The organism is bacterium, from assembly GCA_021158245.1.
Classification (GTDB): domain Bacteria; phylum Zhuqueibacterota; class QNDG01; order QNDG01; family QNDG01; genus QNDG01.
The window spans coordinates 1-2,553 of record JAGGVB010000117.1 but is presented as its reverse complement, the minus strand read 5'-3'; the positions used below and the strand labels follow the sequence as shown (position 1 = coordinate 2,553).

2 protein-coding genes are annotated in these 2,553 nt (G+C 36.4%); both read left to right on the top strand.

Annotation, left to right across the window (positions count from 1 at the left end):
- Positions 1–213: 213 nt before the first annotated feature.
- On the top strand, positions 214–894 hold the full coding sequence (locus J7K93_06710) for a hypothetical protein (protein MCD6116686.1): 681 nt from the start codon (positions 214–216) through the stop codon (positions 892–894).
- A gap of 75 nt (positions 895–969) precedes the next feature.
- The coding region (locus J7K93_06705; GenBank protein MCD6116685.1) for a sugar phosphorylase at positions 970–2,553 on the top strand (1,584 nt) is incomplete at its 3' end.

Sequence of the window (2,553 nt, the reverse complement as noted above, 5' to 3'; positions counted from 1 at the left end):
TATATTTGAAATTAGTAACTGACAAGAGACCATCGGATTATATATCTATTTATATTAATCGGAACAGATCAGGTTCACAGCGCCGGTTAATAGACACAAATATTTCATTCACTTTGCCCTGATTTTTACCGGGAACCGGAATAATCTATTTTAGTTAAAAAGATAGACACCGCTGGCAGATACAAATAATTTATTAGTGAAGAATCAGACTCTATGAATACTAATGAAATAGTAAGTAAAATAATCAAACCGGGTGACGTTATATCTCTTGATGAAAGTTCCACCATACGAAGCCCTTTTAAATTCATAGGCCTGAGAGGTATTCGCACTTATCAAAAAGAACTGTTCGGCGAAGACTCCGATTACAGGCCGACTCATACGGTTCTCTACTTCTCGGATGACAAGGTTTTCTCCATGACATATCCTGTAGCGAGGTGGGAAACACTTGAATATCAGACAAAACAAAAATTCAAAGTAATGCGTTTTACAAAACAGCGATACACAGACCACCAATTAAAAATAATGGTTGATACTGCTTCTCATTTTATTGGCACCAAATACGATATCGGCGACCTTGTAGATATTATGATAAACAAAATACTCGGGTATCCTCATCAAAAAAAGATATCAGTATTTGAATCAGCAAAAAATTTTAAAGTTTGTTCTACAGCAGTAAGGACAATCCAGGAAAAACTGCGCAAAGAAATGGAGAACGAAGGTTATTACGGTTTTAATCGATTGTTTGATAAACTAAATCCGGAAAAATGGTCTCCTGCTGAAATTGAAAAATTCGAACGGACCGATGTGGAAATGACCACACCTGCACACTACACAAATAGTGAATGGTTTGATTACGAATTCATTACTGTTTGTTCATGGAAAGACTTTAAATAACAGCACTTTCCGGAAACAACAGATTTATGTTTTTCTTCTGTAAATTGTTAGTTATTCAAAAAACAGGCAATTAATATGGCTGATCTCACAAAACAGCGAGATTTAAAAAAATATTCTTCTTTATCTCAATCTGAAATCAGAGAAAAAATCAGGGAAATACTGACAGAGCTCTATTCCCGTACAGATGCTGAGACAGCTTTTGAAAAAATTATTCAACTTTCCGAAAAATACAAAAAAACAAACAACAACACTGGAGCTCTTTTTTCCGAAAAAGACATACTTCTTATAACTTACGGTGATTCTATCTTCAAATATGGAGAGAAACCTCTTAAAACTCTGCTCCATTTCTATAATGACAAGCTTAAACAGGTTGTATCTTTTATTCACATTCTTCCGTTTTTTCCTTTCTCTTCAGATGACGGCTTTTCCATAATTGATTACAAAGAGGTAAATCCTCAGCTCGGTTCATGGAGAGACATTGAAAATCTCGGCAAAAATACAAAACTCATGTTCGACCTTGTGCTTAACCATATTTCTGCAAAAAGTACGTGGTTCAAAAAATATCTTGCAGGAGAAAAGGAATTTGAACATCTCGCAATAGAAATGGATCCTGATGAAGACCTCTCAATGGTAGCCAGGCCGAGAGCATTGCCGCTTTTAACCCCATTTATCAAAAAGGACGGTTCAAAAGTTTTTTTATGGACGACTTTCAGTGAAGATCAGATAGATTTGAATTATAAAAGTATTAATGTGCTTATTAAAATGATTGATGTCTTTCTTTTCTACATCCAAAAGGGAGCTTCCATGGTAAGGCTTGATGCTATTGCTTATCTGTGGAAGGAAAAAGGAACAGCGTGCATTCATCAAAGGCAGGTTCATCTTTTAGTTAAACTTTTTCGCCTTATAACAGAAGCGGCACAAAGGGAGTGTATCATTCTTACGGAAACAAATGTTCCTCACAAACAGAATATATCATACTTCGGCAGCGGACACGATGAAGCACATATAATTTACAACTTTACGCTTCCTCCACTGACACTTTACACACTCCTTAAACAGGACTCGACAATTCTGACAAAATGGGCACATACACTTAAATTTTCTTCTGATGAAACAACTTTTCTTAATTTTACCGCATCCCATGACGGTATAGGGCTGCTGCCGCTTAAAGGTTATATTAATGATAATGAAATTGAACAATTAATAGAACATGTCAGGGAAAACCACGGAAGAGTATCTTACAAGACAGAAGGCAGAAAAAAAATTCCATACGAGCTCAACATTTCATATGTTGATGCTGTTGCTCAACAAAACGACTCCGATGAAACTATTGCAAAAAAATTCCTTGCATCTCAGTCAATACCCCTTGTACTGCCTGGAATACCAGCAGTATACATTCACAGCCTTCTTGGATCCAGGAACTATGAGCAGGGCGTAGAACTTACCGGAAGAGCACGGTCAATAAATAGAGAAAAACTGAATTTGGAACAAATAGAAAGCGAACTTTCCTCTGAAATTTCACTAAGAAGCAGAATATTCCATAGTTATATTAAAATGCTTTCCGTACGTGGAATGCAGCCTGCATTCCACCCGAATTCCGAATGTGAAATTCTGGATCTAAACACCCGAATTTTCTCAGTCAAACGCTCATGCGAATCT